This is a genomic window from Vibrio taketomensis (genome assembly GCF_009938165.1).
In the GTDB taxonomy this organism is placed as follows: Bacteria; Pseudomonadota; Gammaproteobacteria; order Enterobacterales; family Vibrionaceae; genus Vibrio; species Vibrio taketomensis.
Genome location: NZ_AP019650.1, coordinates 594,979 through 616,655 on the forward strand (window position 1 = coordinate 594,979; position 21,677 = coordinate 616,655).

Consider the following 21,677-nt stretch of genomic DNA (forward strand, 5'->3'; position numbering starts at 1 on the left):
TCTCTCTAACTACTCTCGCCGAGTTTTAACCAATTTATACTAATTAAAATTCACTTCACGAGAGTTGATATGCTGCACCGTTTGGCTTTGGATGATCCCGATTTCCTTAGTTGTGTCGAATCTGCAATGGCGGACGATCCTCTGTATCACCTATTAAGTCCATCAGAGCTGCAAAGGAAAAAGCTAGTTAACATTTTTTCTTCTCGCTTGCTCCGTTGTAGTCAGTCACCAATGAAGGGTTATTGTATTGGTGAGCGTATCGATGCTGCAGTTATTTGGAGTGATCTAAGTAAAAAACGTGATTACTCGCGGTTAGATTCACTTAAGTGTCAACTGCGTATGCTTACTTCGGGCAGCATGCGAGAAATCAGTCGAATTCAAAAGCCTTTCGAAAGCATGGGGAAGAATATCGTTCAACTGCAAAATCAGTGCGATCGCTATCTCTCTCTTTTGATGGTTGATAGTCGAAAAAGAGGGCAAGGTTTAGCGTCTCAATTGGTTTATCCTCAACTGCAGAAATATGACCAAAAGAACAAAGTTTGCGGTGTGGATACGTTCAATCCCGACAATCTACCGATTTACCAAAACTTCGGTTTCAAATTGGTTTCCAGTGTGACATTTGGTGACGGCGTCACTAATTTTCAAATGATAAGGGAGCCCACGTTATCCGAATGGTAGACAGGCTTGCGTATATCGAGCTTTAAGATGTGAATAAGAGGTAATTTATTTTGCAGTCGTTTGCGTCTAATGCTAATTTGAATGTCACTTTCAACGATGAATTTCAAAGGGTTGTGAATTTCATGTTTTCTAATTTACCGGAACCGACACTCGATCCCATTCTTTCACTCTCTGTTGCTTATCGAGAGGATCCTCGACCAGAAAAAGTGGATCTTGGCATCGGGGTTTATAAAAACAGCGCAGGTGAAACGCCGATAATGCAAGCGGTAGCGTTGGCGCAAAACAAAGTTGTCGAAACGCAAAAAACTAAGTCATACGTGGGCTTGGCCGGTTGTGAAGAATTCAACCAAGCGATGAAAACCTTGGTGTTGGGTGAATCAAACGTATTAGACCGCGTATCCGCGATCCAAACACCAGGTGCGAGTGGTGGATTGCGTATGTTGGGTGATCTCATCAAAGTTGCGCAGCCAAATTCAACGGTATGGATTTCAAACCCAAGTTATGTGAACCATAAGCCAGTGATGGAAGCTGCAGGGCTTAAGGTCAAATACTACCGTTATTTCTGCTCTGCAACCAAACAAGTTGATGCGGGCGCCATGTTGGAAGATATCGCTCACGCAGGCAAAGACGACATCGTATTACTCCATGGTTGTTGCCATAACCCGACGGGGGCAGATATTGATTTCGAAATATGGCAGCAAGTTACCCAGTTGGCATTGAAAAATGGATTCACGCCGTTTGTTGATTTTGCTTATCAAGGTTTTGGTGATGGTCTAGAACAGGATGCGGCGGGTCTGCGTTATATGGCAGATCATGTAGAAGAAATGCTGATCACGGCTTCTTGCTCTAAAAACTTTGGCTTGTACCGTGAGCGCACTGGCGTTGCAATGGTATTAGGCCAAAGCCAACAAGATGCGATGAATGCCAAAGGCAAACTGCTGACGCTCGCACGAGCAACGTATACCATGCCACCCGATCATGGCGCAGCACTGGTCAAAACCATTTTGCAAGACAATGAATTGACGCAGATCTGGCGTGATGAACTCGATTCAATGCAATCTCGTTTAGTTTTACTACGCGCAGCACTGTGTGAAGAGTTTAGAAATCAGCACAGTACGAATGATTTCGACTTTATTCAGACGCATAAAGGTATGTTTACTGTACTTGGTTACACGCCACAACAGATAGCGCGTTTACGTGAAGAATTTGCAATATACGCAGTTGGTGATGGGCGTATCAATATTGCTGGTTTAACTGAGCGCGATATTCCTTATGTTGCCAATGCGATTCTAAAAGTGTCATAGTAACAATCAAAAGGCTCATAATGAGCCTTTTTCAATCTATTTTTGTTTCGGGGGAAAGCAAATGAACAAATTTAAGCAAACCGCCTGTTTAATTGCTCTTAGCAGTATCTTAAGCGCTTGTGCCAATTATGATGAGCAGTCTGCAGTCAGCCCGGAATCAAATGGGATAGTCGCGGAGGCGACGAGTCAGCCAACGCAAAGTAGTGCAGAGCCCTTGGTGGTGCAGAGTAAGGTCACCTCTGATGGTAAATTAATCCTTGGTGAAAAAGAATGGGTGTATATTCCCGGACTTGAGGAATCGTTTAGAGCGCGAGTGGATACTGGCGCAACAACGTCCTCCATCAGTGCGGTTGATATCGTGCCGTTTGAACGTAATGATCAAGACTGGGTGAAGTTTAAGATGGTACATAACGGCATCAACAGCAATGAAATGGCATTGCCGGTAGAGCGATGGGTTAGAATTAAACAATCTAGTGCAGAGGGCTCTCAGCGCCGCGCGGTCGTCAACATGTGGATCCAGATTGGCGATAGAAAAGAAAAGACGGAATTTACACTAGCGGATCGAACGCATTTAACTTTTCCAGTATTGCTTGGCCGCAGCTTTTTTAGAGACGTCGCAGTCGTTGATGTGAGTCGAAAATACATACAAGATAAGCATCAACAGCAGAATTAATAAAAACCGCTCAATGAGCGGTTTTTCTGTTTGAGAGTTTATTGAATATCTAACAATTCAACATCAAAATCAACGTTGCTGCTGGTGGAATAGGGCCAGTTCCATTTTTACCATAAGCCATATTGCTTGGGATAAACAAACGAACTTTGTCACCGACGGTTATGTAGGTTAAGCCTTCTTGCCAACCCGCAATCACTTGACCTAGACCAAACGTAATTGGCTCACCACGCTCAACAGAGCTATCAAAGACGGTGCCGTCGATGAGTGTACCGTGGTAGTGCACTTTTACTTTGTTTGCTTTGGTTGGATGAACGGTACCTTCACCTTTTTCCAACACTAAATACTGTAATCCACTCTCTGTTGTGATCACGCCTTCCTTTTTACCATTTTCGAGAAGAAACGCTTGGCCTAAGGCAAAATTAGTTTCTGCTGCTTTATGGTTGGTCCATGTGCGGTAAATCATAAAGCCCGCTAGGATGACAACAACGATAGGGAAGATTATTTTGGTCATGATTCCTTTCCAAATAGTTATTTTTGATGAGGTAATTGATTGTATTCGCGATAGATTCAATATCTTCGTGACCTGAGGTAATAATCTCGTATTTGCCGTTAACAATAAAGGTAGGAACCCCATTAATTTCACCGGCGGTTGTGATTTCTTCTGCAACTTGCAGTGCTTTGAATAGCTGCTCTTTTTGTTCTTCAGATAAATTGTATGGTGAAACTAGACCACGGCTTTCAAATGCACGGTCGATCGCTTGTTTTTTATCGTGAATTGTCGCGCCATCACCCATTTGAGTTGCAGAAAATAGGTCGAGCATCATTTGATGATCTGGCTGTTTACCCAATTGCATTTCTGCGGCGTAAAAAATCATGGCACCAATTTGCGCGCTTTCATTGAAAGTGATATGCACTTTACCAATTTTCTTGTCGATAAGGCTTTCTAGTTTAGGAACTTGCGCTTCCATTTGTTTACAGTGACCACAGTTAAGTGAAAACACTTCAGTGACTTGTGGAAGACGGTAGACCGCAAGGTTAGATGGCAGCACTTTAAATTGTTCGCCTTCAACAGGAGTCGTTGGTTTTGTCGACATTTGATCACAACCGACTAGCAGGGTTGAAAAAGCGACTAAAAAGATGGCGAGGAATTTTTCATAATATGTTCTCATTTAGAACGCGATGCGCGTGTCAAAAGTGATCGAAGTGTAACGTTATCAACTCATGAAAAAATGCTTATCTGAGCTTGATTATTAAATTTTAACAACTTTACTGGTAATCGGTAATATTTAACCGCTTTTACTGATTTTTTTCGCCTTGCGGCTAAAGAAAACGGCACCTCGAACGATACTATTTATGGATGAATGAAAATTATGGTGATGCGATGAGATTGATTAGCTGCGGACTGGCAATCATAACTTTAGGCTTAACAGGATGCGGGTCGTTACCAAGCGATTATTTGACGGGTGATATGCTCACTGTCGCGCCACAAAACGAATCCGAACTATTACATCCTGAGTGGGGTGATGCGACGATAGTTGTACGCTCAGGCGTACAAGGCCCGTATGGCGAAAAAAATGCCTATGAACCTCATTCGCTAGAGAGCTTCCTTGCCAAGCACAATCTAGACTATGAAGTGTTAGCGGGCGGCTACAAAATGATTCGCTTGGTAGACACAATCAAATTTCAAACGGGTTCAGCACATGTTTCAAAGCAATCTGAATACTGGTTGAATACGATAGGTGCGTATATTGCGTCACAACCGGGTATCGAAATTGTGATTGACGGGCATGCTGATAACACTGGCGCGGAAGCGTTCAACGATACTTTGTCGGTAAAACGAGCGGATGCAGTGAAAACTCAACTTGTTCGAAATCATGTCAATAAACAAGCAATCTTTACCCGAGGCTACGGTGAGACTGATCCAGCATGTACCAATACGACGGTTGCTGGAAAAGCATGTAATCGTAGAGCAGAGCTACGTTTCATTATATCGACGGAATAACATACGCGAGTGACCTTAAGATGCAGGATTCGTAGCATTACTGCTGCTTGATATGTAAGCAAATAATTCATTTTTCATCGCATTCTCACGGGAATAGGGACAATGTCTCTATTCCCGTTGTTATATAAGTCTATAATATATCTAAGAATGAACAGACAGGATCCACAGTCTTGACCCAGAAGAAGTATATTGTTGCGCTTGACCAAGGCACGACGAGTTCAAGAGCTATTGTTTTCGATCAAAACGCACGTATTGTCAGTGTTTCTCAACGAGAATTCTCTCAGATTTACCCTAAAGCTGGATGGGTAGAACATGACCCTCTAGAAATTTATGCGACACAAAGCGCAACTTTAGCTGAAGCGATCGTTAAGGCGGAAATTACCACTGAGCAGATCACGGCTTTAGGCATTACAAACCAGCGAGAAACAACCGTGGTTTGGAATAAACGCACGGGTAAGCCTATTTATAACGCTATTGTTTGGCAGTGTCGTCGAACGACCGCAATCTGTGACCAAATGTTGGCGGCTGGCCTAGAGCCAAAGATCAAAGAAAAAACAGGTCTGGTATTGGACCCTTACTTTTCGGCATCAAAGATTCAATGGATTTTAGATAATGTGCCCAATGCTCGAACGTTAGCTGAGAAAGGGGAACTGCTATTTGGCACGATTGATACTTGGCTGATGTGGAAAATGACTCAAGGTGCGGTTCATGCTACCGACTTTACCAATGCTTCGCGCACTATGTTGTTCAATATCAATGATAAGCAATGGGATAGTGAGCTACTTGAGTTATTTAATATCCCTCGTTCGATGATGCCAGAAGTAAAAACATCTGCAGGGTATTTTGGTGATGCGATTCTGGGTGGTGCGACGATCCCGATTAGCGGTGTTGCTGGGGATCAGCAAGCCGCATTGTTCGGCCAAAAATGTATTGCCCCGGGAGAGGTGAAAAATACCTATGGTACAGGCTGTTTTATGCTGATGAACACGGGTGATAAAAAAGTGACCTCCACTCACGGCTTACTCACAACACTTGCGTGTGATGCGGTAGGTGCACCTGTCTACGCTCTTGAAGGTTCTGTATTTATGGGTGGCGCTGCCATCCAATGGTTGCGTGATGAATTAAATCTGATCACGGAAGCAAAGGAATCAGAGGCACTGGCAACACAAGTTGAAAGTTCAAATGGCGTATACGTTGTTCCGGCATTTACTGGGCTTGGCGCACCGTATTGGGATGCTCACGCAAGAGGTACCATTATTGGTTTAACTCGAGGCGTGGGTGCCAAGCATATTGTGAGAGCGACACTTGAAAGCATCGCTTATCAGTCAAAAGATGTGCTGGATGCGATGTTGGCAGATGCTGAGGTGAATTTAACCAGTCTGAAAGTTGACGGTGGCGCGGTTGCCAATAATTTCTTGATGCAGTTTCAAGCTGATGTACTACAAACACCGGTCCATCGCCCACAAGTGAGAGAGTCAACGGCGATCGGTGCAGCCTATCTTGCTGGGTTAGCGAGTGGCTTTTGGCCAAGCTTAGATACCATACAAACTAATGCCAATGATGACTGTTTTGTACCTAGTACGGATTTGGAAAAGCAGGCCAAACGCTATAAAGGTTGGAAGCGTGCAGTGAAATGCGCGCAAGTCTGGGCAGCTCTGGATGAAGAGTAAGGATTGTCAATAAAAATGTCCTTGTGTGAGGTAATGTTCGCACAAGGACATTGTTGGGTTTTTATATAAGTGATTGTTTAAAAGGTAAATTTATGAAGCTGTCACGACATCATCGGTTTTTTTTTGACGATGCATTTTCGCTAGGAAATAGACATTCACACAGGCGATAAAACCATTGGTTAATACAACAGGCCATGAATCGATCATTAACCCGTATGCGGTAAACAGCGCACAGCCTATAAAGTTGAGCACTCGCAATTTCACGATGTCTTTCATTGTTAAAGAAATGGCAACCATAATTGATGCAGCGTAGCCTAAGATTTCAACCATACCCATTTAATAATCCTCAGAATTTTAGCGTTTGACGCGAATGACCAGCTTCTCTTGTATGAGATGCGTCAAAGGAATCCTTGCTTTGCGTGGTCTCTTACTTAAGTCATTGCATTGGAACACGAGCACTTTTTTGGCTCTTTGTTACTCTCTGTTTACAAATATAGCATTTAATATATGTGACCAAAGTAACAATTGTGTGAAAATAGATGGGTAGCGATTACGCAAACGTTAAACAATAAAAGTGTGCAGAATAAAAAAGCCCACCGTGCAATCGCACCATGGGCTCAATATCAGTGATAGCAATTAATCACGGTAGAAGAGGCGATTATTTTTTAACTGCGCCTTTTTGAACTTGCTTGTCTTCTTCTGTTAGTTCGCGGATACGACGGCTGATGTCACGGCGCTCTTTAGAAATCTCAGCGCTTTTGATGATGTGATCATCTACACGGTCTTCGTAGTCAGCTTTCATGTTTTTGATGATGCCGACCATTTCGCTGTGCGTCATGTTTGGCTTGATGTAATCAAGCAAGTTTTCTAGCAAATCAACACGTTTGCGGTTGTCACGAACTTTTTTCTCGTTATCTAGAAGCTCGCGTTTAAGTTTATTCTTACGACGCGCTTGAGCTACGATTTCAAATACACCACTCATAGGTTCCTTTCCTAGTCTTTTACGAAAATCTGTTAATGATTAAATCATATCAGAACGAGGGTTAACAGTATTAAGATCAATCATTCTGGTCTGTTGACGCTTTTATGTGCGAATTCATTTAGAACCGAAGCAAAACAACGCTCAGAATGTTATCGGTTGAAGTTTGCGGGCTATATAGTGATTGAGTCGCTGGTGGTAACGATATATGATTTTGATAAATCGATAGTTAACAAAAAAATTTTATCAATGCGCCACTCAGATATCGTGATCAATCGTTCGCCAATCAAGAATGACTCATCTTGTCAAAAACTTCTAAAGGCGTACAAGTTTGAGCGTAGCTTGCAAGAAATCACCGAGGTTGAGTTAAACCGAGCTAAAATTGTCATGATTGATGAGCATGGCAACATGAAGCGCATTCCTATTCTTGCAGAGCACTAATATACCCAAGTGACTTCCAGATTGAGGATTGATAGCGTTGTCATTGACTCAAGTTTTCGGAAAACAACCACGTGAAGATAGTAAACTATTTTCAAGATGTGGACGCTTATATGAGGCGATGACACGTTCCCAGCAGGCGAGTTGCCTAGGTTCGTAGACAAAGCAATTCGTCTGGCCGAACCAAGCACCTTGAGGTTACTTGGGTATACAATAATAAACACAAAGGATCGACCTATGAACATTGAGCTATCCGCAATCGAAGCACGTGTAATTGGATGTTTGATTGAAAAAGAAGTAACGACACCTGACTACTATCCACTGACACTCAATAGCTTGACTTCAGCTTGTAATCAAAAAAGTAATCGAGAGCCAGTAATGGTACTGTCTGAATCAGAAGTACAGGAAGCCGTTGATAGTCTAATCGCACGTCGATTGGTCAGCGATGAGAGTGGATTCAATAGCCGTGCGAGCAAATTCCAACACCGTTTCTGTAACACTGAATTTGGTGATCTAAAACTGAGCGCACAAGAGAAGGGATTGGTGTGTTGTCTATTGCTGCGTGGCGCACAAACACCAGGTGAATTGCGCACTCGCACTAACCGCTTAGCTGAGTTCTCTGATGTAAAACAAGTTGAGTCAGTATTGGAAACCATGAGTGATAATGGTTTAGTAGTAAAATTGCCACGCGAAGCGGGTAAGCGCGAATCTCGCTACCAACACTTGTTTAGTGGTGAAGTTGATCTGAATGCGCTGGCGACAACGAGTGCGCCAAGCATGGGACAATCGGGCAAACTTGAACAATTGGAAGAAGAAGTACTTGCTCTTAGAGAAGAAGTGAAAGAGCTGCGTCTGCTGGTTGAACAGCTCAATGAGCGAAACTAATTCATCTATTTGGAGCGTGTACTTTATTCGTATGCGCTCTAATGCTCTATATTGCGGGATTACAACCAATGTTTCCCGCCGGTTTTTACAACATCAAAAGGGTACTGGTGCGAAAGCGCTTAAAGGTAAAGGCCCGTTATCGTTGGTTTGGTCGTGCGCTATTGGCGAAAGTCGAGGCCTTGCAACCCAGATTGAATATCAGCTAAAACAGCATAATAAAATACAAAAGAAGCCTTGATCTGCGGTCAATTACAACTGAGTGATATTATTCAACCTGATTTATATCTAAAGATTAATCAACCAGTTTGAAACACTGAGAATCTTGGCATATAACTACAATAAAGTGACCAAGCAACGACAAGTTAGTTAGGCGCGTTCTTATTATATTAAAATACAACGTCAAATTTGGAGAGTCTCGAGTTATCGTATGGGCAAATCCACACTCATTCCCCTTTTTGTGATTGCATCGACGGCAAGTTCTCTTGTCGCAGCAGATAGCACGCAAATACTCAATGGTTATTGGCAATATGGCGAATACCTAAAAGCGAACCCAAGTCAAAATCGGTTGACTAATGAACTGGCACAAGCAGTGAGAGATAAACCGACACCGCTTAATGTAAAACAGAAGAAACCGGTCACCATTTCTGTCGTTTATCCTGGTCAGCAAGTTTCTGATTACTGGGTGCGCAACATCAAGGCGTTTGAATCCCGGCTCGACGAGCTAAACATTCGATACAACATCAACCAAGTCTTTACTCGTCCTAATTTAGATTTTCGCCAGCAAAGCATGTCGCTACTCGAAGCGATAGAGAGTGATGCCGATTATTTGGTGTTTACGTTAGATACTACTCGTCATCGCAAATTTATCGAACATGTATTGAGCTCAACTGATACTAAACTGATCTTACAAAACATCACCACGCCTGTACGCGCTTGGTCTAAACAACAGCCGTTTATGTATGTTGGATTCGACCATCTTCGAGGTACTCACTTGCTCGAGTCCTACTACAAACAGCATATTCCAGCAGGCAGCAAATACTCAGTGCTGTATTACTCTGAAGGTTATATCAGTGATGTAAGAGGAGACAGTTTTATTGAACAAATGACTCATTATGACAGTTATGATTTAGTCTCTTCTTACTATACAAAGGCGACACAAGAATCTGGGTATAGCGCCACTCTCAACATTATCGATCAAGACCCAAATATTAAGTTCATTTATGCTTGTGCGACCGATGTTGCCTTAGGTGCTGTGGAAGCGCTAAAAGATAAGCATCGTGAAGATGTCTTACTCAATGGTTGGGGTGGAGGATCCGCGGAGTTGGAGTCGATCGCGCGTGGCGACTTGGATGTGACTGTAATGAGAATGAATGATGATACCGGCGTCGCAATGGCGGAAGCCATCAAGTGGGACCTTGAGGGTAAGGCTGTTCCCACTGTTTATTCAGGCGATTTCGAACTGGTGACATCAGAAGATTCAATGGAAAGAATCAACGAATTAAAACAACGTGCTTTTAGGTATTCAGACCGATAATGAAGTTATGGAAGACTCGGAGCAAGAACTATCGTCTTGCAACCTTACTGACCCAATCGTTGTTTATCACTATTGGTGTATTTACTGTACTGGTACTGTTACAGAACTTTCAAATTAACCGTCAGGTGGTGACTCAAGAGGTTGAGCGATCCAAGCAACAAACCTCTAGCTTGATCCAAGAAATTTTCACATTTCGACTAAAATCTATTGAAATACAACAGGATAGTTATAGTCGCAGTCACTCATTGGTGACGGAGTTACGCAACAAAAACAGTCACAATATCAGTCGTTTTTTTGATGGTATTGACCAAATCGCGCCAGATATATCGCCAGATTTTCGTTTTATCGCTCATGATGGCCAACTATTTTGGAGTGACCAAAATCACCAGTTTTACGGTATTGTCGATGAAGAACTCAAAGAGGTCATCACCGATCTTGTTACCGGAAATCATTGGTATCTTGCGCGTGTTCCTTCCGTCTTAGGTACGCGTTATCTGATGATTCGTCGCACATCCATGATCGCGATGAACAACGGTGAAGTCGTCGGCGATTTCTATGTTGGGGTAGTGCTAAATAACAACTTCTCTTTAGTCCGCGCTTTGCTTGATGGCAGCAACGTGGATGAGCTTGCGCTTGCGGTGGGTAGCGAGATTATTGCTTCAAGCATGAAAGATCGAGTGAATCATAGTGAATGGCTGGAGCAATACACTCCGACTTTAAATGCCAACAAATACATGGTGTCGAAAGTTGATATTACTATCAACGGTGTCGCGACGTATTTGTCGGTCTATACGATGCAAAATAACTCCCATATAGCCTATTTAATGCGAACTCAGTACGTATGGTTGGGTTGTGCGATTACGTTGATTGTCTTTATCGCTTTGTATAGCCGCTATTGGCTTGGCTTGCGTGTATCAAAAGAATTGAGAAATTTGATGCACTACACCGAGCAAAGCATAGAAGCGAAAAATGTTAAGCCATTTAAAGGTTCAACAATCGCAGAGTTCAATAAAATCGGTCAATCATTTCAGCGTTCATTTAAACGGCTACGCGAACAAGAGAAACAGTTTGCTGATCTGTTCAATTTTTCATTATCGCCAATCATCATTTGGGATGTTCATGGCAATGTGCTGCGAATGAACCCTGCCGCTGAGCGCTGTTTCAAGTGCATTGAAAATGGGCAAGATCTGTATCCAATCATGCAGGACAACCTGCTACCGCAGATTCGCATGAGTGCGCAGAGTGTCTCGCTAACCGGTGTTAACATCGAGGTGGGTGATAAAACGTATCGATGGAACTTCTCTCCGATTATTCTCGACAACGTAACGCGAACAATCATGAGCCAAGGTCAAGACGTAACCAGCTTTATTGAAGCAGAACGTCAAAGTCAAACTGCACGAGAAGAAGCGGAAGAGCTAGCACGAGTTCGCGCAGATTTTCTCGCAAAAATGAGTCATGAGTTAAGAACGCCACTAAATGGCATTATTGGTGTTTCTCAACTGCTTAAAACGAACCTTGAGGCAACACCAGACTCTGAGTATGTCGATGTATTGATCAACAGTGGCGAGCATTTACTTGCGGTACTGAATGATATTCTCGATTTCTCCAAAATCGAACAGGGTAAATTTCATATACAACATGCCGAATTTAGACTGAAAGACATTCTGACCACGATCGAGAAAATCTACTTACCACTCTGTGACGAAAAACAGATCAAACTCGTGGTGAGTAGCAATATCTCTAACGACCAAATGGTGTTTAGTGATCAAATTCGTTTGAATCAAATCTTATTTAATTTGGCGAGTAATGCTGTGAAGTTTACTCATCAAGGGCAGGTTTCGATTGATATTCGTTTGATACCAAAACAGTTTAATTATGAACTTAAGATTACCGTTGAAGATACAGGGATTGGTATCGATAAGAAACGTATTCAGCACATTTTCGAACCTTTGTGCAAGCGGAAAGCAACACGACGCGAGAATATGGCGGCAGTGGACTGGGCTTAGCCATCGTAGGCAGTCTCGTGGACTTGTTTGACGGTTCAATTGAAGTTGAGAGTAACGTGGGTAAAGGCAGTAAATTTATTGTCTCACTCATGGTCGATAAAGTAAGCATTGAAGAAGTGCCGATGCTTCAACCGCACGTCTTAGAGCAAAGCACGATGTTCGAACGACCACTTTCGGTGTTACTGGTTGAAGACAATCAAACCAATGCTTTTATTGCGCGAGCATTTTGCGAAAAGTATGGCATGAATGTAACTTGGGTTCAGGATGGTCGCTATGCGATAGAGCATCTAAAACGAAATGCTCAGGTAGACATCATCTTAATGGATAATCAGTTACCGTACTTGGGTGGCATTGAAGCGACGAAAATTATACGAGATGAACTTAATCTCAATATCCCTATTTATGCATGTACTGCGGATGGGATGGAAGATACCAAACAAGCATTCATGGATGCAGGCGCTAATTACGTGATTGTTAAACCAATAAAAGAGATTCTTCTCAATCAGGCATTTATTCACTATCGCGAGAATTTTTATCAGTAAGTCTAGATGGGCGTTGAGCTAAAACTCTGCTCCAGCAAAAATTGTTTTAGCTCAGTGCTCATTTCTATCGTCTGATTGAATTTCACCCCAAAACGATGCCCTCGCTTTTGTTTTTCGATACTGACAATTGAGAACTTAAGTGATTCAGGTAACAAATGGCTGAAATCACTTTCTATGGTCAATTCGTCATTGAGTGCTAGGGTGTTCTCTCCTTTAATAAAGATCGCACACCCGTTAATTGAGAAATCAAGCATTTCAGCTTGATAACTGATGGTGTTGGATTTGATATCAATGGAAAGATTGAGCGGATAACGCTCGTGGGTGCGAATTGGCTTTGACGCAAAGTGTTTCGGCATGCGCAAAAACATGATGCCAGCAGGGCTAACGACGGTTCCAAGAACCGAAGACTTGAATGCGATAATGTGACCTAATTTGGACTGAGTTAAAGCCCGAACGATGACTTCCACATTGCTAATTTGGCGCATGACCAAGGCTTCTTGAGCCTTTTTAGGGAATTCAACGATCAAATAGTGATTAGGTTTACAACCAATATAGTTCGAGGAAAATGTGAAGCTCTCAATAGGGCCAAACTCGAGTTTAACCGACAGTTTTAGGTTGGGCTTTAGATAAGGAATCAACAATTCCACGTTTTCATTGGGCATTACAAGCGGTTAATTATTCAATTAAAATAATACTATACTCGCAATTTCCTCAGATGAAATTGGTTCATTGTTGCTCTATCTTAAAACTGAGATCGTGGTCGACAACAGACAGCAATGCTTCGCGCTCTTCGTTGTTAAGAAAATAGCCAAGCTTAGTTCGACGGTTAAGTATGTCGTCTAAAGTTAATGCCCATTCATTACTGACCAAATGATCGATTTCAGCTTGATAGAGGTCACCCACGATAGGGCGAGTATCAGTGCCTATCACAGAGAGAATTTCCCACAACTCGACGCCATAGAGTTCAATTAAGCGCTCGATCGTTGGCTTTGCCAATTCAGGGTATTGCAAAGAAACTTGTTTAAACAAGGAACGATAGTCAAAACCTTTGGCTTCAGCAAACACGGAGAGTGAGCTTTGACTCGACATGGAATTGGGGAAAAATTCAGACAATTTGTCGACCGCTTTAGCTGCAAGCTTTCGATAAGTCGTGAGTTTGCCACCATAAACCGTGAGAATGGGTAGCTTTCCGTGGTCAGTTTGAATGACCAGTTCATAGTCACGACTTAGCTCCTGCGCAGGGCTAGATTCATCACCAAATAAAGGTCTTACACCACTAAAGCTACTTACGACGTCTGTAGCTGTAAGTTGATGGCGGAAATGCTGATTAGTAATGGTGAGCAAATAGTTAATTTCATCATCAGAGGCTTGAGCCTGATAGGGATCACCGGTGAACGGAATATCGGTAGTACCGATCATCGAAAACTTATCTAGATAAGGGATAACAAACACTACGCGTTTATCATCATTTTGCAATAGATAAGCACTTTCTCCGTCGTAGAGACGAGGCACGATCAAGTGTGATCCTTTAACAAGGCGCATCGTGCGCAAGCTTTTATCTGGTGAGAACTGATTAAGGAAATCGGCTGCCCATGGACCCGTCGCGTTAACAACGGCACGGCAAGATCTATGCATTGTTTGTTTGGTTCTTTGATCATACAGCTCGATATCCCAAAGCTCTTGGTTACGAGAAACATTGAGTACACGACAATAGTTTCGGACTTCTGCGCCTTCACTATGTGCGTGTTTTACGTTTGCGATAACCAAACGTGAGTCATCAACCCAACAGTCAGAATATTCAAATGCGTTAATGAAACCCGCATTGAGTCCATCATGAGGTTCCAATTTAATTGAGCGGCTAGGGGGCAAAACGCTGCGCCTTGCAAGGTGATCGTAAAGGAACAAACCAAGCCTTATCAACCATGCAGGGCGTAAAGAGGCGTGATGTGGTAAGCGAAAACGCATAGGTCGCACTATGTGTGCCGCTTTCTTGAGTAGAATCTCACGCTCGGCAAGCGCTTCCTTTACCAGACGAAATTCATATTGCTCTAAATAGCGAAGACCACCATGAAGCAATTTCGAACTGGCGGACGAGGTCGCGATAGCAAAGTCTTTTGCTTCATAGAGGCCAACGCTTAATCCTCGACTCGCAGCCTCACTTGCAATCCCAGCACCATTAATACCACCTCCAATGACGATCAAATCAAAAGGGGCGGCATCTAATGGAAAATCAAGCTTATCAGTCATTCGCTATACCTAATATACTCAAGTGATATCAAGACGCGGGAACCAATCCATTTTCCCACTATTTATCAGCAGTATAGCTAAGAATTTTACTTTTCGTTGTCGGTAGCACTAGGGTTATGTTTCAAACTGTTGTGCGGGGTGCTCACGCGTACCGCACACTTGTTCGCGAGGGAATGAAGCTCAGGCAACATTCGATATATTAAATATAATTGCTGCAAGACTAGGCGAGCGGATGAATCATCTTCGTCTCGCCACTCAGCCAAGCGCGCTTCTATCGCTGGATCGTCAATTTCAGCGGCATTGCAGTCAATACAGCAATCATGCAATTGCGTATAGAGCATATCGAGGTGTCGATGGATAACTCGGTGGGCTTGCAGCACCAACTGATGAATATTGTCATTTTCAATCAGCTCTCGATGGGCTCCCATTGCCGAAATATAGCTAAGTAGCGCGTGGTTCAACGTCAACAAACGAAAACTTTCATCGGTTGCCGATTGATATTTACCTGGCTCAACCAGCATGGAACTGATAGCGGACGATAAGTTGGCATCTTGGTTATGGGCATTACGGCGTGCGATGCGGTAGGCCAAACTGTCATTTTTACCGATGCGATACTGGCCTATAATTTGCGCCAAATAATCTTTATTGGCTTTGATTGCTTCAGCCATGACCTTATGGAGGCGTTTTGACTGCCAATCTGGAAATATGTAGGTCACAGTGGCTACTGCGAGAGCACAACCGATCATGGTATCCGCAAGTCTTGGCAATACCACCGCAAAGCCTTCACCTAATTGGTTAAAACAGAACAATACCAGCAACGTGATAAAGCCTGTCGCATAGCTATAGTTGGCGATCCTAAAGGCGAAAAACGCAACGCCACTAAGAACGATAAAGACTAATTGGCTTTCCTGTGTTGGGAAAATGGCTAACAGTGGTGCCCCAATCAACAAACCCGCAAGTGTACCAACGACTCGAGCAACTAATTTTTGTTTAGTTGCGCTGTAGTTTGGCTGGCAAACGAAAAGCGTGGTTAACAGTATCCAATAACCCCGTTCAATATCAAATAGCTGAATGATGCAGTAACCTAGCGTCAAGGCAATTGACATGCGTACCGCATGGCGAAACAACATTGAATCCTGATTTAAGTTGGCATGAATTCGTTGCCACATCACTTTTGGTGAATGTGCATCGGTATCGTGCAACACACCTTCTTCTAATCGCGAAACGTCAGGGTTACTGATATTGCTTAACTGTTTATCGACCGTCGCTAGGTTATTAAATAGATAGTTTAGCTGCACCAAGGACATGCGCCACTCAGGTTTGCTCTGCTGTTGCAGATAATTTATCGCTTGCTGAAGTTCGTCCAGAGCTAAGATTGAATCATTGTATTGATAAGTGTTACCCAAGCGCAGTGCTGACGCGATTTCTCGGCAGGCTTTACTTTGCACTTCTAATAGATGTTTAAAGCGAAAGAGTACGTCTGAACGCCCAAAGTTTTGCGCGAGCTCTTGGTAGCGGTAGTGGCTTGAGCTGACACGTTCATGGATATCTTGTGCAATAAAATAGATATTGAGAAATCGGTCGCTAGCGCCATCAACATGACCTCGTTTGGAACGATTAAGCAATGTTGTTTTGCACAAGTTAAGTTCATTAACGGTTGCGGCGTTCAGGTTTGCTTCACGGATTCGGTAAGGCTGTGGATTAAGATCACTGACCGGATGAAATAGCTCACTCTTTGCATCAAGGTAATTGGCTAAGGAGAGAAACACATTGGAAAGGCTTTGCTGAACGGGTTGCATTGGCCATACAAGGTGCCAAATCATCGACATGAAAAAATACCAAACCGCACCAGTAATCAACATCAAAGGTTGAAACCAAACGTTCACGCTTTGGTGGGCGCCTAACATGGTATAAATGGCAATCAGCAATGAGCCAAAAGCGATACTGGCGTAGCGGGGACCGACAGCGCCAAGCATGATAAAGCCAAAGGTTGAAATAAATAACCCGATAGCAAACAGTGGCGGATGTTTAAATAGGACCTCGATAGAGAAAGATGCAACTGCGAAACAGATCAACGTGAGCGTGACGGATTTAATTCGCCCGGTGAAACTGTCATCGCTTTCTGCAAGCGCAGCAGCAATTACCCCTAAGATAAGCGGAATAATGAGAGAATTTAGTTGGTAGTACCAAGTTGGGACAACCACCCCAAGTAGGGTGATTAATATAAGGAGGCTGTAATTAAAAGTCTTATTTGCCCAATAGATACGTAGTTGACTAAAAAAATGCACGCGTGAACCAACATCCTGTTTAATACTGCTCCTATCTTATCAAATATTCCCAACTATTCATTTAGCTTAGATAAAACAAATCTGTCAGATGCCGATAATTTAGGCATATGATAAGTGCAATTGGTAAAAATATGAGCGTTATACATAATAATCACCAAACTTTGACCGGGATATTTTAAAACACTTTTTTAATCACTTGGCTGATACGGTATGATTAAGGCAATGAAATCTACAGGCTTAATCGAATGCAGCTATCAGCAAACAAGACTGCAAAGTTCTTTATTCAAAATGAATACCACACTATTGCGCTAGACGAACATTATTTAGTGCTGAGTTCTGATCAGAGTGAAGAGAGAATTCCTTTCAATATTTGGAATGGGCGTATTGACTTAAAACGCGGCATTCTAAATGGCGCTATGCAGATTTTTGCCCATCCAGAACAAGGCAAACAACAGTCTTGGCTGGTACAGGGACTGCCTTGGAAGAGTTGCCGTCAATTCGCTCGTCATGCATTAAACCAATATCAACATTGGCATCATACGCAGTGCATGCAATTGGTGGAGTTTTTGCCTAAGTGGGAAGAACGAGTCTCTGCTTTTGAGCGCGCCCAGCATTTTGTCCCACACTCCGAATTGACCAGTTGGCTTGAAAGCGCGCAACAAGATTTTAGTCAAATGTCGATGACGCTTCTGGAAGCTCAGCAACGACTACCAAACCGCATGAAGCCGATTTCGCCTTGGATTGAAAATAGCGAACAGTCTCTGGCTAAACGCAATACTGATTGGATCATCAACGAGATCGATAACTGGGAAATGCTATTCTCACAAATCGAATCTTCGCCATTAAATCTGAGTCAAAAACAAGCGGTGCTACTCAATGACAATAATAACTTGGTATTGGCTGGAGCGGGTTCAGGTAAAACCAGTGTTTTGACTGCTCGAGTAGCCTATCTACTACAGAGCCATATGGCGCAGGCGGAAGAGATACTACTGTTGGCCTTTGGTCGAGATGCTGCCAATGAAATGAAGCAGCGCCTTGTAAGCAAAGTAGGCCCAGCGACCGAGCAAGTTCGGGTGAATACGTTCCATCAATTAGGTTTGTACATTTTGCGCCAAGTTGAAGGGAACCAAGTGGACATTTCCCCGTTAGCATTGGATGACAAACAACGACAAGCTTGGTGCACCGATTGGTTAAAGCGTCATTGGATGACTCCGACCAGTTTTAAGCGTTGGCAAAAGCATTTGGCGCAATGGCCAATTGCGTATATTAAAGGTGATGATGAGCTGGGTAGCCATGCTGAAAACCCTAAACTGATCGCTTGGCTAGAAAGTCAAATGATGCAATTGGCAGCGATGGGTTGCAGTAAAAAGCAGATTCAAGAGCAAATTGTGTCTCACGCGGAATACAGCCGCCTTAACAGCGAATTAGCGTTAGTATGGCCATGTTTCCAGGCGTGGCAAACCATGCTTAAAGAACAAAACCAGATCGACTTTAACACGATGATAAGCCGTGCGAATGAGTATGTGAGAAAGGGTAAGTTTACCGCCCCTTGGAAATACATCATGATCGATGAATATCAGGATATTTCGCCGCAGCGCTTAGAACTGATTGAAGCTTTATGCCAACACAATCGACATCAAGATAGCGTGTTGTTCGCAGTAGGTGATGACTGGCAATCTATCTATCAGTTTGCAGGTTCGGATGTAGACCTTACGACAGGTTTTAGCCAACGTTTTCCAAACTCAACCTTGCATTACCTCGATACAACCTATCGCTTTAACAACCAGCTTGGTATGGTGGCGAATCAGTTCATTCAGCAAAACCCAAATCAGTTGAACAAGCAACTAAACAGCCACAAAGAGCACAAGTCTAAAGCAGTTGTATTAATTCCGATGGCGAACGTGGAAAAGATCCTAGATCAGATTGATCGCAAGTCAAAACAGCGTGCAACAGTGATGTTGTTGGCTCGTAATCATTACCATAAACCGGAATTACTGGCTGATTGGCAACGACAATTTTCTATGCTTGATATCGAGTTTATGACTTGCCATGCGAGTAAAGGTAGGGAAGCGGATTATGTCATTATATTGAATGTTGATGAAGGTCAGTTCCCGGCTCGCGTTAAAACTCAGCATTTGGATAGTGTGCTAACTCAGTCGAAAGATACGTTTCCTTATGCTGAAGAGCGCCGATTGTTTTATGTGGCGCTGACTAGAGCGAAGAAGAAAGTGTGGGTGGCGTATAATGGCAGTGGCTCAAGTTTTGTCAAAGAACTAAAAGAAGGTGATTACGCGGTTCAGTCCACAAACTAGCGTGCTGATCATTGAGGTACTTTAGCCCTAAGCCCTTCGTCAATGATGGGCTTTAATTTTTGTGTCAATTTTCGGGATTAGTCTAGCGGTTCTTAACCTGTTTGATTAACACAGGCAGGGCTGCGTTTCGTTCCAACGATAAGGGTTCAAGGCTGAGATAAATTTCATTGGATGTGAGTTGCCAAACGTCGTCGGAGCGCGCGCCTAATATCGGTAATACAAACAAAAAACTGCCTATCGAGTCTAATGTGCCGACAGTGCTCGATTTTGTATCGATAAGAATCGCAGCGGAATAATACCCATCGGCGTGGCACGATACAGTGATGAGATTCTGGGGTTTAAGTGTTATCGCAACTTGGTCTGAAGCGTAATATTGACCGTTGATTTCAATCGTCGGACGAGTGGCGTCGCAGGCAACGAGAAAGTTTTCTGCATGAGGTTGCGTGTGGGATGAACAGCCACTCAAAAGGACGCTACATAATAATGATAAAACCCATTTATTCATATCATCGTCCTGTCATTTTAACGCCGCACTATTCGTTACGTGTTAACCATCAATATGATTCAATGTAGCCTGCTTGAGTCGAAAATTCGAAATAAAAAAGCGACCCTAAGGCCGCTTCTAAAAAGATGACGAAGTGAGTTCGCTTAAGTGCGATCAGACAAATACGCTTCGTAGTCTGGAATTTCAATCTCAACTTCAGAATTCATCAGACCGGATTCGAACAAGAACTTAGCGGTCGCGCGGTTCGTCGCAACAGGGATATTCCATACGCTCGCAATACGAAGTAGCGCTTTTACATCTGGGTCATGCGGAACGGCATTGAGTGGATCCCAAAAGAAAACTAGAACGTCGATTTTGCACTCTGAAATCAAAGCACCTAATTGTTGGTCGCCACCCATTGGGCCACTAATCAGTGATCGAATCGCCAAGCCAGTCTCTTTGCTCAGCATGTGGCCGGTTGTGCCAGTGGCATACAGAAAGTGACCTTGTAACTTGTCTTTGTTTTCTTTAACCCAGCGTAATAGCTCAGGTTTACAATTATCATGCGCGACTAAAGCGACGTGCTTGTTTGCTGGCATTATGCGCGTAGTTTTTTGCATCTAATAATCCTAATTATGTACGTAAAACGTTGGCCGATACTCTGAAGGAGACAGCGATTCTGCCACCACTTTAGGGTTGAGAGAGTTTGGTGTCAAAGCATCTATCTTTGGAGCTTCAATTTTTTGATATGGAGTACCATTTAAATAGGAGATTGCCTGTTGAACAGACATTCTTCCTTGTTGAACCATTTTATCTGTTGGCGCAAATTGTACGCGATCGCGTAATAATCCACGGTAAACGCCATGACTTAAGTAGGTGGAAACTAAACCAATTTTATCAGTCAACTCGAGAGAGCGTAATTCACTGATAGCGACTTCGATCGCAACTGCGCTACCAACGATGTATTCAATCTTGTGGGACTCAATCGCTTTTTGAACCAAGTTACGCTGTAACTCCTTGTCATTGTCAGCCCAATAGGTGTCCACAACGCGAATGTCACTTTCTTCGATAGCTGCCATTAAACCCTGTATTACCGGTTTCGTGCCACCGCTCGATTTAGGCCCTGGCAGCAGAGCAATATTGGTAATTCCTGAACCTTTAGGATGTTTGTCCTTTAGATACTGCCCGGTTTTATAACCCATTAAATACCAATCGACGCCCACTTCACCTTTCAGAATTGACGCGTTATCTATGCTGACTTCAAGATCGTTGACGGTTGCAAATACCGGGATAGATTTAGAAAGCTTGTCGAGATTGGAGTAGTAAATATGGGGAGAAACGGTTCCGAGAATGATCGCATCTGCATCCCATTTGGTGCAAAGTTCGATTTGCTCTTTTTGTTTATTGATGTTTGGGTAGCCACCAGCTTCAAGCACGCGCAATTCAGCCCCTTGTTTGCGGGCTTCGTCAACCATTCCATAGTTCACAGACAACCAGTATGAATCCTTGAGGTGTGGATACAGCGCGCATAAACGGAATGGTTCCTTTGCGCTCGCAAATTGGCTAGTGAGCAGTGCTGCGCAAGCACCAAGAATCAGTTGAGGAGAAATATTTCGCAGTGAAGGGAATGACATG

The 21,677-nt window shown here is 43.2% G+C and carries 19 protein-coding genes and 2 pseudogenes; 11 read left to right on the forward strand and 10 right to left on the reverse strand.

All coding sequences use genetic code 11. The features are described 5' to 3' along the window. Positions 1–69: 69 nt before the first annotated feature. From Vt282_RS16385 to Vt282_RS16395, 3 genes are all read left to right on the forward strand, one after another. Positions 70–678, forward strand: coding sequence for a GNAT family N-acetyltransferase (locus tag Vt282_RS16385; protein WP_162048102.1), 609 nt, complete (start codon positions 70–72; stop codon positions 676–678). A gap of 122 nt (positions 679–800) precedes the next feature. Then, positions 801–1,982: an amino acid aminotransferase gene (locus Vt282_RS16390; RefSeq protein WP_162064082.1), complete on the forward strand. Its 1,182-nt coding sequence runs from the start codon at positions 801–803 to the stop codon at positions 1,980–1,982. 61 nt (positions 1,983–2,043) lie between these two features. Continuing rightward, positions 2,044–2,655, forward strand: coding sequence for an ATP-dependent zinc protease family protein (locus tag Vt282_RS16395; RefSeq protein WP_162064083.1), 612 nt, complete (start codon positions 2,044–2,046; stop codon positions 2,653–2,655). 38 nt (positions 2,656–2,693) lie between these two features. Here Vt282_RS16395 and Vt282_RS16400 read toward each other — a convergent pair. Continuing rightward, positions 2,694–3,166 (reverse strand): annotated as a pseudogene (locus Vt282_RS16400) (FKBP-type peptidyl-prolyl cis-trans isomerase). Beyond that, positions 3,090–3,824 (reverse strand): thiol:disulfide interchange protein DsbA/DsbL, encoded by a 735-nt coding sequence (locus Vt282_RS16405; protein WP_162064084.1) that lies wholly within the window; start codon positions 3,822–3,824, stop codon positions 3,090–3,092. Before Vt282_RS16405 ends, Vt282_RS16400 begins: the two are co-directional and overlap by 77 nt. Positions 3,825–4,036: 212 nt before the next feature. On the opposite strand from Vt282_RS16405, the gene Vt282_RS16410 reads away from it, so the two are divergent. Next, on the forward strand, positions 4,037–4,657 hold the full coding sequence (locus Vt282_RS16410) for an OmpA family protein (protein ID WP_167515612.1): 621 nt from the start codon (positions 4,037–4,039) through the stop codon (positions 4,655–4,657). Positions 4,658–4,827: 170 nt separating this feature from the next. Beyond that, positions 4,828–6,327 carry a glycerol kinase GlpK gene (glpK, locus tag Vt282_RS16415; protein ID WP_162064085.1) on the forward strand — a complete coding sequence of 500 codons (1,500 nt, stop codon included), beginning with the start codon at positions 4,828–4,830 and terminating at the stop codon, positions 6,325–6,327. Between the two features lie 90 nt (positions 6,328–6,417). Here the strand turns inward: glpK and Vt282_RS16420 are convergent, their stop codons facing one another. Both Vt282_RS16420 and Vt282_RS16425 read right to left on the reverse strand, forming a co-directional pair. Then, on the reverse strand, positions 6,418–6,663 hold the full coding sequence (locus tag Vt282_RS16420) for a YgjV family protein (RefSeq protein ID WP_162064086.1): 246 nt from the start codon (positions 6,661–6,663) through the stop codon (positions 6,418–6,420). Positions 6,664–6,985: 322 nt separating this feature from the next. Then, positions 6,986–7,309: a DUF496 family protein gene (locus Vt282_RS16425; RefSeq protein ID WP_162048107.1), complete on the reverse strand. Its 324-nt coding sequence runs from the start codon at positions 7,307–7,309 to the stop codon at positions 6,986–6,988. Between the two features lie 246 nt (positions 7,310–7,555). Between Vt282_RS16425 and Vt282_RS16430 the strand changes: the two genes are divergently transcribed. The 5 genes and pseudogenes from Vt282_RS16430 to luxQ all read left to right on the forward strand — a co-directional run bounded on the left by Vt282_RS16430 (position 7,556) and on the right by luxQ (position 12,711). After that, positions 7,556–7,747 carry a hypothetical protein gene (locus tag Vt282_RS16430; RefSeq protein WP_162064545.1) on the forward strand — a complete coding sequence of 64 codons (192 nt, stop codon included), beginning with the start codon at positions 7,556–7,558 and terminating at the stop codon, positions 7,745–7,747. Positions 7,748–7,981: 234 nt separating this feature from the next. Next, entirely contained in the window at positions 7,982–8,629 is a 648-nt protein-coding gene (locus tag Vt282_RS16435; RefSeq protein WP_162048109.1) for a YceH family protein, read from the forward strand. A 31-nt stretch (positions 8,630–8,660) separates the two neighbouring features. After that, on the forward strand, positions 8,661–8,867 hold the full coding sequence (locus Vt282_RS21515) for a GIY-YIG nuclease family protein (RefSeq protein ID WP_332057986.1): 207 nt from the start codon (positions 8,661–8,663) through the stop codon (positions 8,865–8,867). A gap of 189 nt (positions 8,868–9,056) precedes the next feature. Then, the gene (locus Vt282_RS16445; protein ID WP_162064088.1) at positions 9,057–10,163 is read left to right on the forward strand and encodes an autoinducer 2-binding periplasmic protein LuxP; all 1,107 of its coding nucleotides are present in this window, start codon (positions 9,057–9,059) and stop codon (positions 10,161–10,163) included. Beyond that, positions 10,163–12,711: pseudogene (gene luxQ / locus Vt282_RS16450) on the forward strand (quorum-sensing autoinducer 2 sensor kinase/phosphatase LuxQ). Before Vt282_RS16445 ends, luxQ begins: the two are co-directional and overlap by 1 nt. 2 nt (positions 12,712–12,713) lie before the next feature. On the opposite strand, the gene Vt282_RS16455 reads toward luxQ, so the two are convergent. The 3 genes from Vt282_RS16455 to yccS all read right to left on the reverse strand — a co-directional run bounded on the left by Vt282_RS16455 (position 12,714) and on the right by yccS (position 17,246). Next, a complete protein-coding gene (locus Vt282_RS16455; protein ID WP_162048112.1) occupies positions 12,714–13,373 on the reverse strand; it encodes a flagellar brake protein in 660 nt (219 codons plus the stop codon). 64 nt (positions 13,374–13,437) lie between these two features. Beyond that, on the reverse strand, positions 13,438–14,958 hold the full coding sequence (gene glpD, locus Vt282_RS16460) for a glycerol-3-phosphate dehydrogenase (protein ID WP_167515613.1): 1,521 nt from the start codon (positions 14,956–14,958) through the stop codon (positions 13,438–13,440). An 86-nt stretch (positions 14,959–15,044) separates the two neighbouring features. After that, on the reverse strand, positions 15,045–17,246 hold the full coding sequence (gene yccS, locus Vt282_RS16465; RefSeq protein ID WP_162064089.1) for a YccS family putative transporter: 2,202 nt from the start codon (positions 17,244–17,246) through the stop codon (positions 15,045–15,047). Between the two features lie 245 nt (positions 17,247–17,491). On the opposite strand from yccS, the gene helD reads away from it, so the two are divergent. Next, positions 17,492–19,558: a DNA helicase IV gene (helD, locus tag Vt282_RS16470; RefSeq protein ID WP_162064090.1), complete on the forward strand. Its 2,067-nt coding sequence runs from the start codon at positions 17,492–17,494 to the stop codon at positions 19,556–19,558. An 82-nt stretch (positions 19,559–19,640) separates the two neighbouring features. On the opposite strand, the gene Vt282_RS16475 is transcribed toward helD, so the two are convergent. From Vt282_RS16475 to torT, 3 genes are all read right to left on the reverse strand, one after another. Next, positions 19,641–20,063, reverse strand: coding sequence for a hypothetical protein (locus Vt282_RS16475; RefSeq protein ID WP_162064091.1), 423 nt, complete (start codon positions 20,061–20,063; stop codon positions 19,641–19,643). A gap of 143 nt (positions 20,064–20,206) precedes the next feature. Continuing rightward, complete coding sequence (locus Vt282_RS20040; RefSeq protein WP_174238922.1) at positions 20,207–20,662, reverse strand: methylglyoxal synthase; 456 nt, start codon at positions 20,660–20,662, stop codon at positions 20,207–20,209. A 9-nt stretch (positions 20,663–20,671) separates the two neighbouring features. Further along, positions 20,672–21,676, reverse strand: coding sequence for a TMAO reductase system periplasmic protein TorT (torT, locus tag Vt282_RS16480; RefSeq protein WP_174855846.1), 1,005 nt, complete (start codon positions 21,674–21,676; stop codon positions 20,672–20,674). Position 21,677: the final 1 nt, after the last annotated feature.

Excerpts from the sequence above, each read along its gene's own strand:
- Vt282_RS16385 (WP_162048102.1), top strand. The coding sequence starts at position 70 with ATGCTGCACCGTTTGGCTTTGGATGATCCCGATTTCCTTAGTTGTGTC.
- Vt282_RS16390 (WP_162064082.1), top strand. The coding sequence starts at position 801 with ATGTTTTCTAATTTACCGGAACCGACACTCGATCCCATTCTTTCACTC.
- Vt282_RS16395 (WP_162064083.1), top strand. The coding sequence starts at position 2,044 with ATGAACAAATTTAAGCAAACCGCCTGTTTAATTGCTCTTAGCAGTATC.
- Vt282_RS16405 (WP_162064084.1), bottom strand. The coding sequence starts at position 3,824 with ATGAGAACATATTATGAAAAATTCCTCGCCATCTTTTTAGTCGCTTTT.
- Vt282_RS16410 (WP_167515612.1), top strand. The coding sequence starts at position 4,037 with ATGAGATTGATTAGCTGCGGACTGGCAATCATAACTTTAGGCTTAACA.
- Vt282_RS16420 (WP_162064086.1), bottom strand. The coding sequence starts at position 6,663 with ATGGGTATGGTTGAAATCTTAGGCTACGCTGCATCAATTATGGTTGCC.
- Vt282_RS16425 (WP_162048107.1), bottom strand. The coding sequence starts at position 7,309 with ATGAGTGGTGTATTTGAAATCGTAGCTCAAGCGCGTCGTAAGAATAAA.
- Vt282_RS16430 (WP_162064545.1), top strand. The coding sequence starts at position 7,556 with ATGCGCCACTCAGATATCGTGATCAATCGTTCGCCAATCAAGAATGAC.
- Vt282_RS16435 (WP_162048109.1), top strand. The coding sequence starts at position 7,982 with ATGAACATTGAGCTATCCGCAATCGAAGCACGTGTAATTGGATGTTTG.
- Vt282_RS21515 (WP_332057986.1), top strand. The coding sequence starts at position 8,661 with ATGCGCTCTAATGCTCTATATTGCGGGATTACAACCAATGTTTCCCGC.
- Vt282_RS16445 (WP_162064088.1), top strand. The coding sequence starts at position 9,057 with ATGGGCAAATCCACACTCATTCCCCTTTTTGTGATTGCATCGACGGCA.
- Vt282_RS16455 (WP_162048112.1), bottom strand. The coding sequence starts at position 13,373 with ATGCCCAATGAAAACGTGGAATTGTTGATTCCTTATCTAAAGCCCAAC.
- glpD (WP_167515613.1), bottom strand. The coding sequence starts at position 14,958 with ATGACTGATAAGCTTGATTTTCCATTAGATGCCGCCCCTTTTGATTTG.
- helD (WP_162064090.1), top strand. The coding sequence starts at position 17,492 with ATGCAGCTATCAGCAAACAAGACTGCAAAGTTCTTTATTCAAAATGAA.
- Vt282_RS16475 (WP_162064091.1), bottom strand. The coding sequence starts at position 20,063 with ATGAATAAATGGGTTTTATCATTATTATGTAGCGTCCTTTTGAGTGGC.
- Vt282_RS20040 (WP_174238922.1), bottom strand. The coding sequence starts at position 20,662 with ATGCAAAAAACTACGCGCATAATGCCAGCAAACAAGCACGTCGCTTTA.
- torT (WP_174855846.1), bottom strand. The coding sequence starts at position 21,676 with ATGTCATTCCCTTCACTGCGAAATATTTCTCCTCAACTGATTCTTGGT.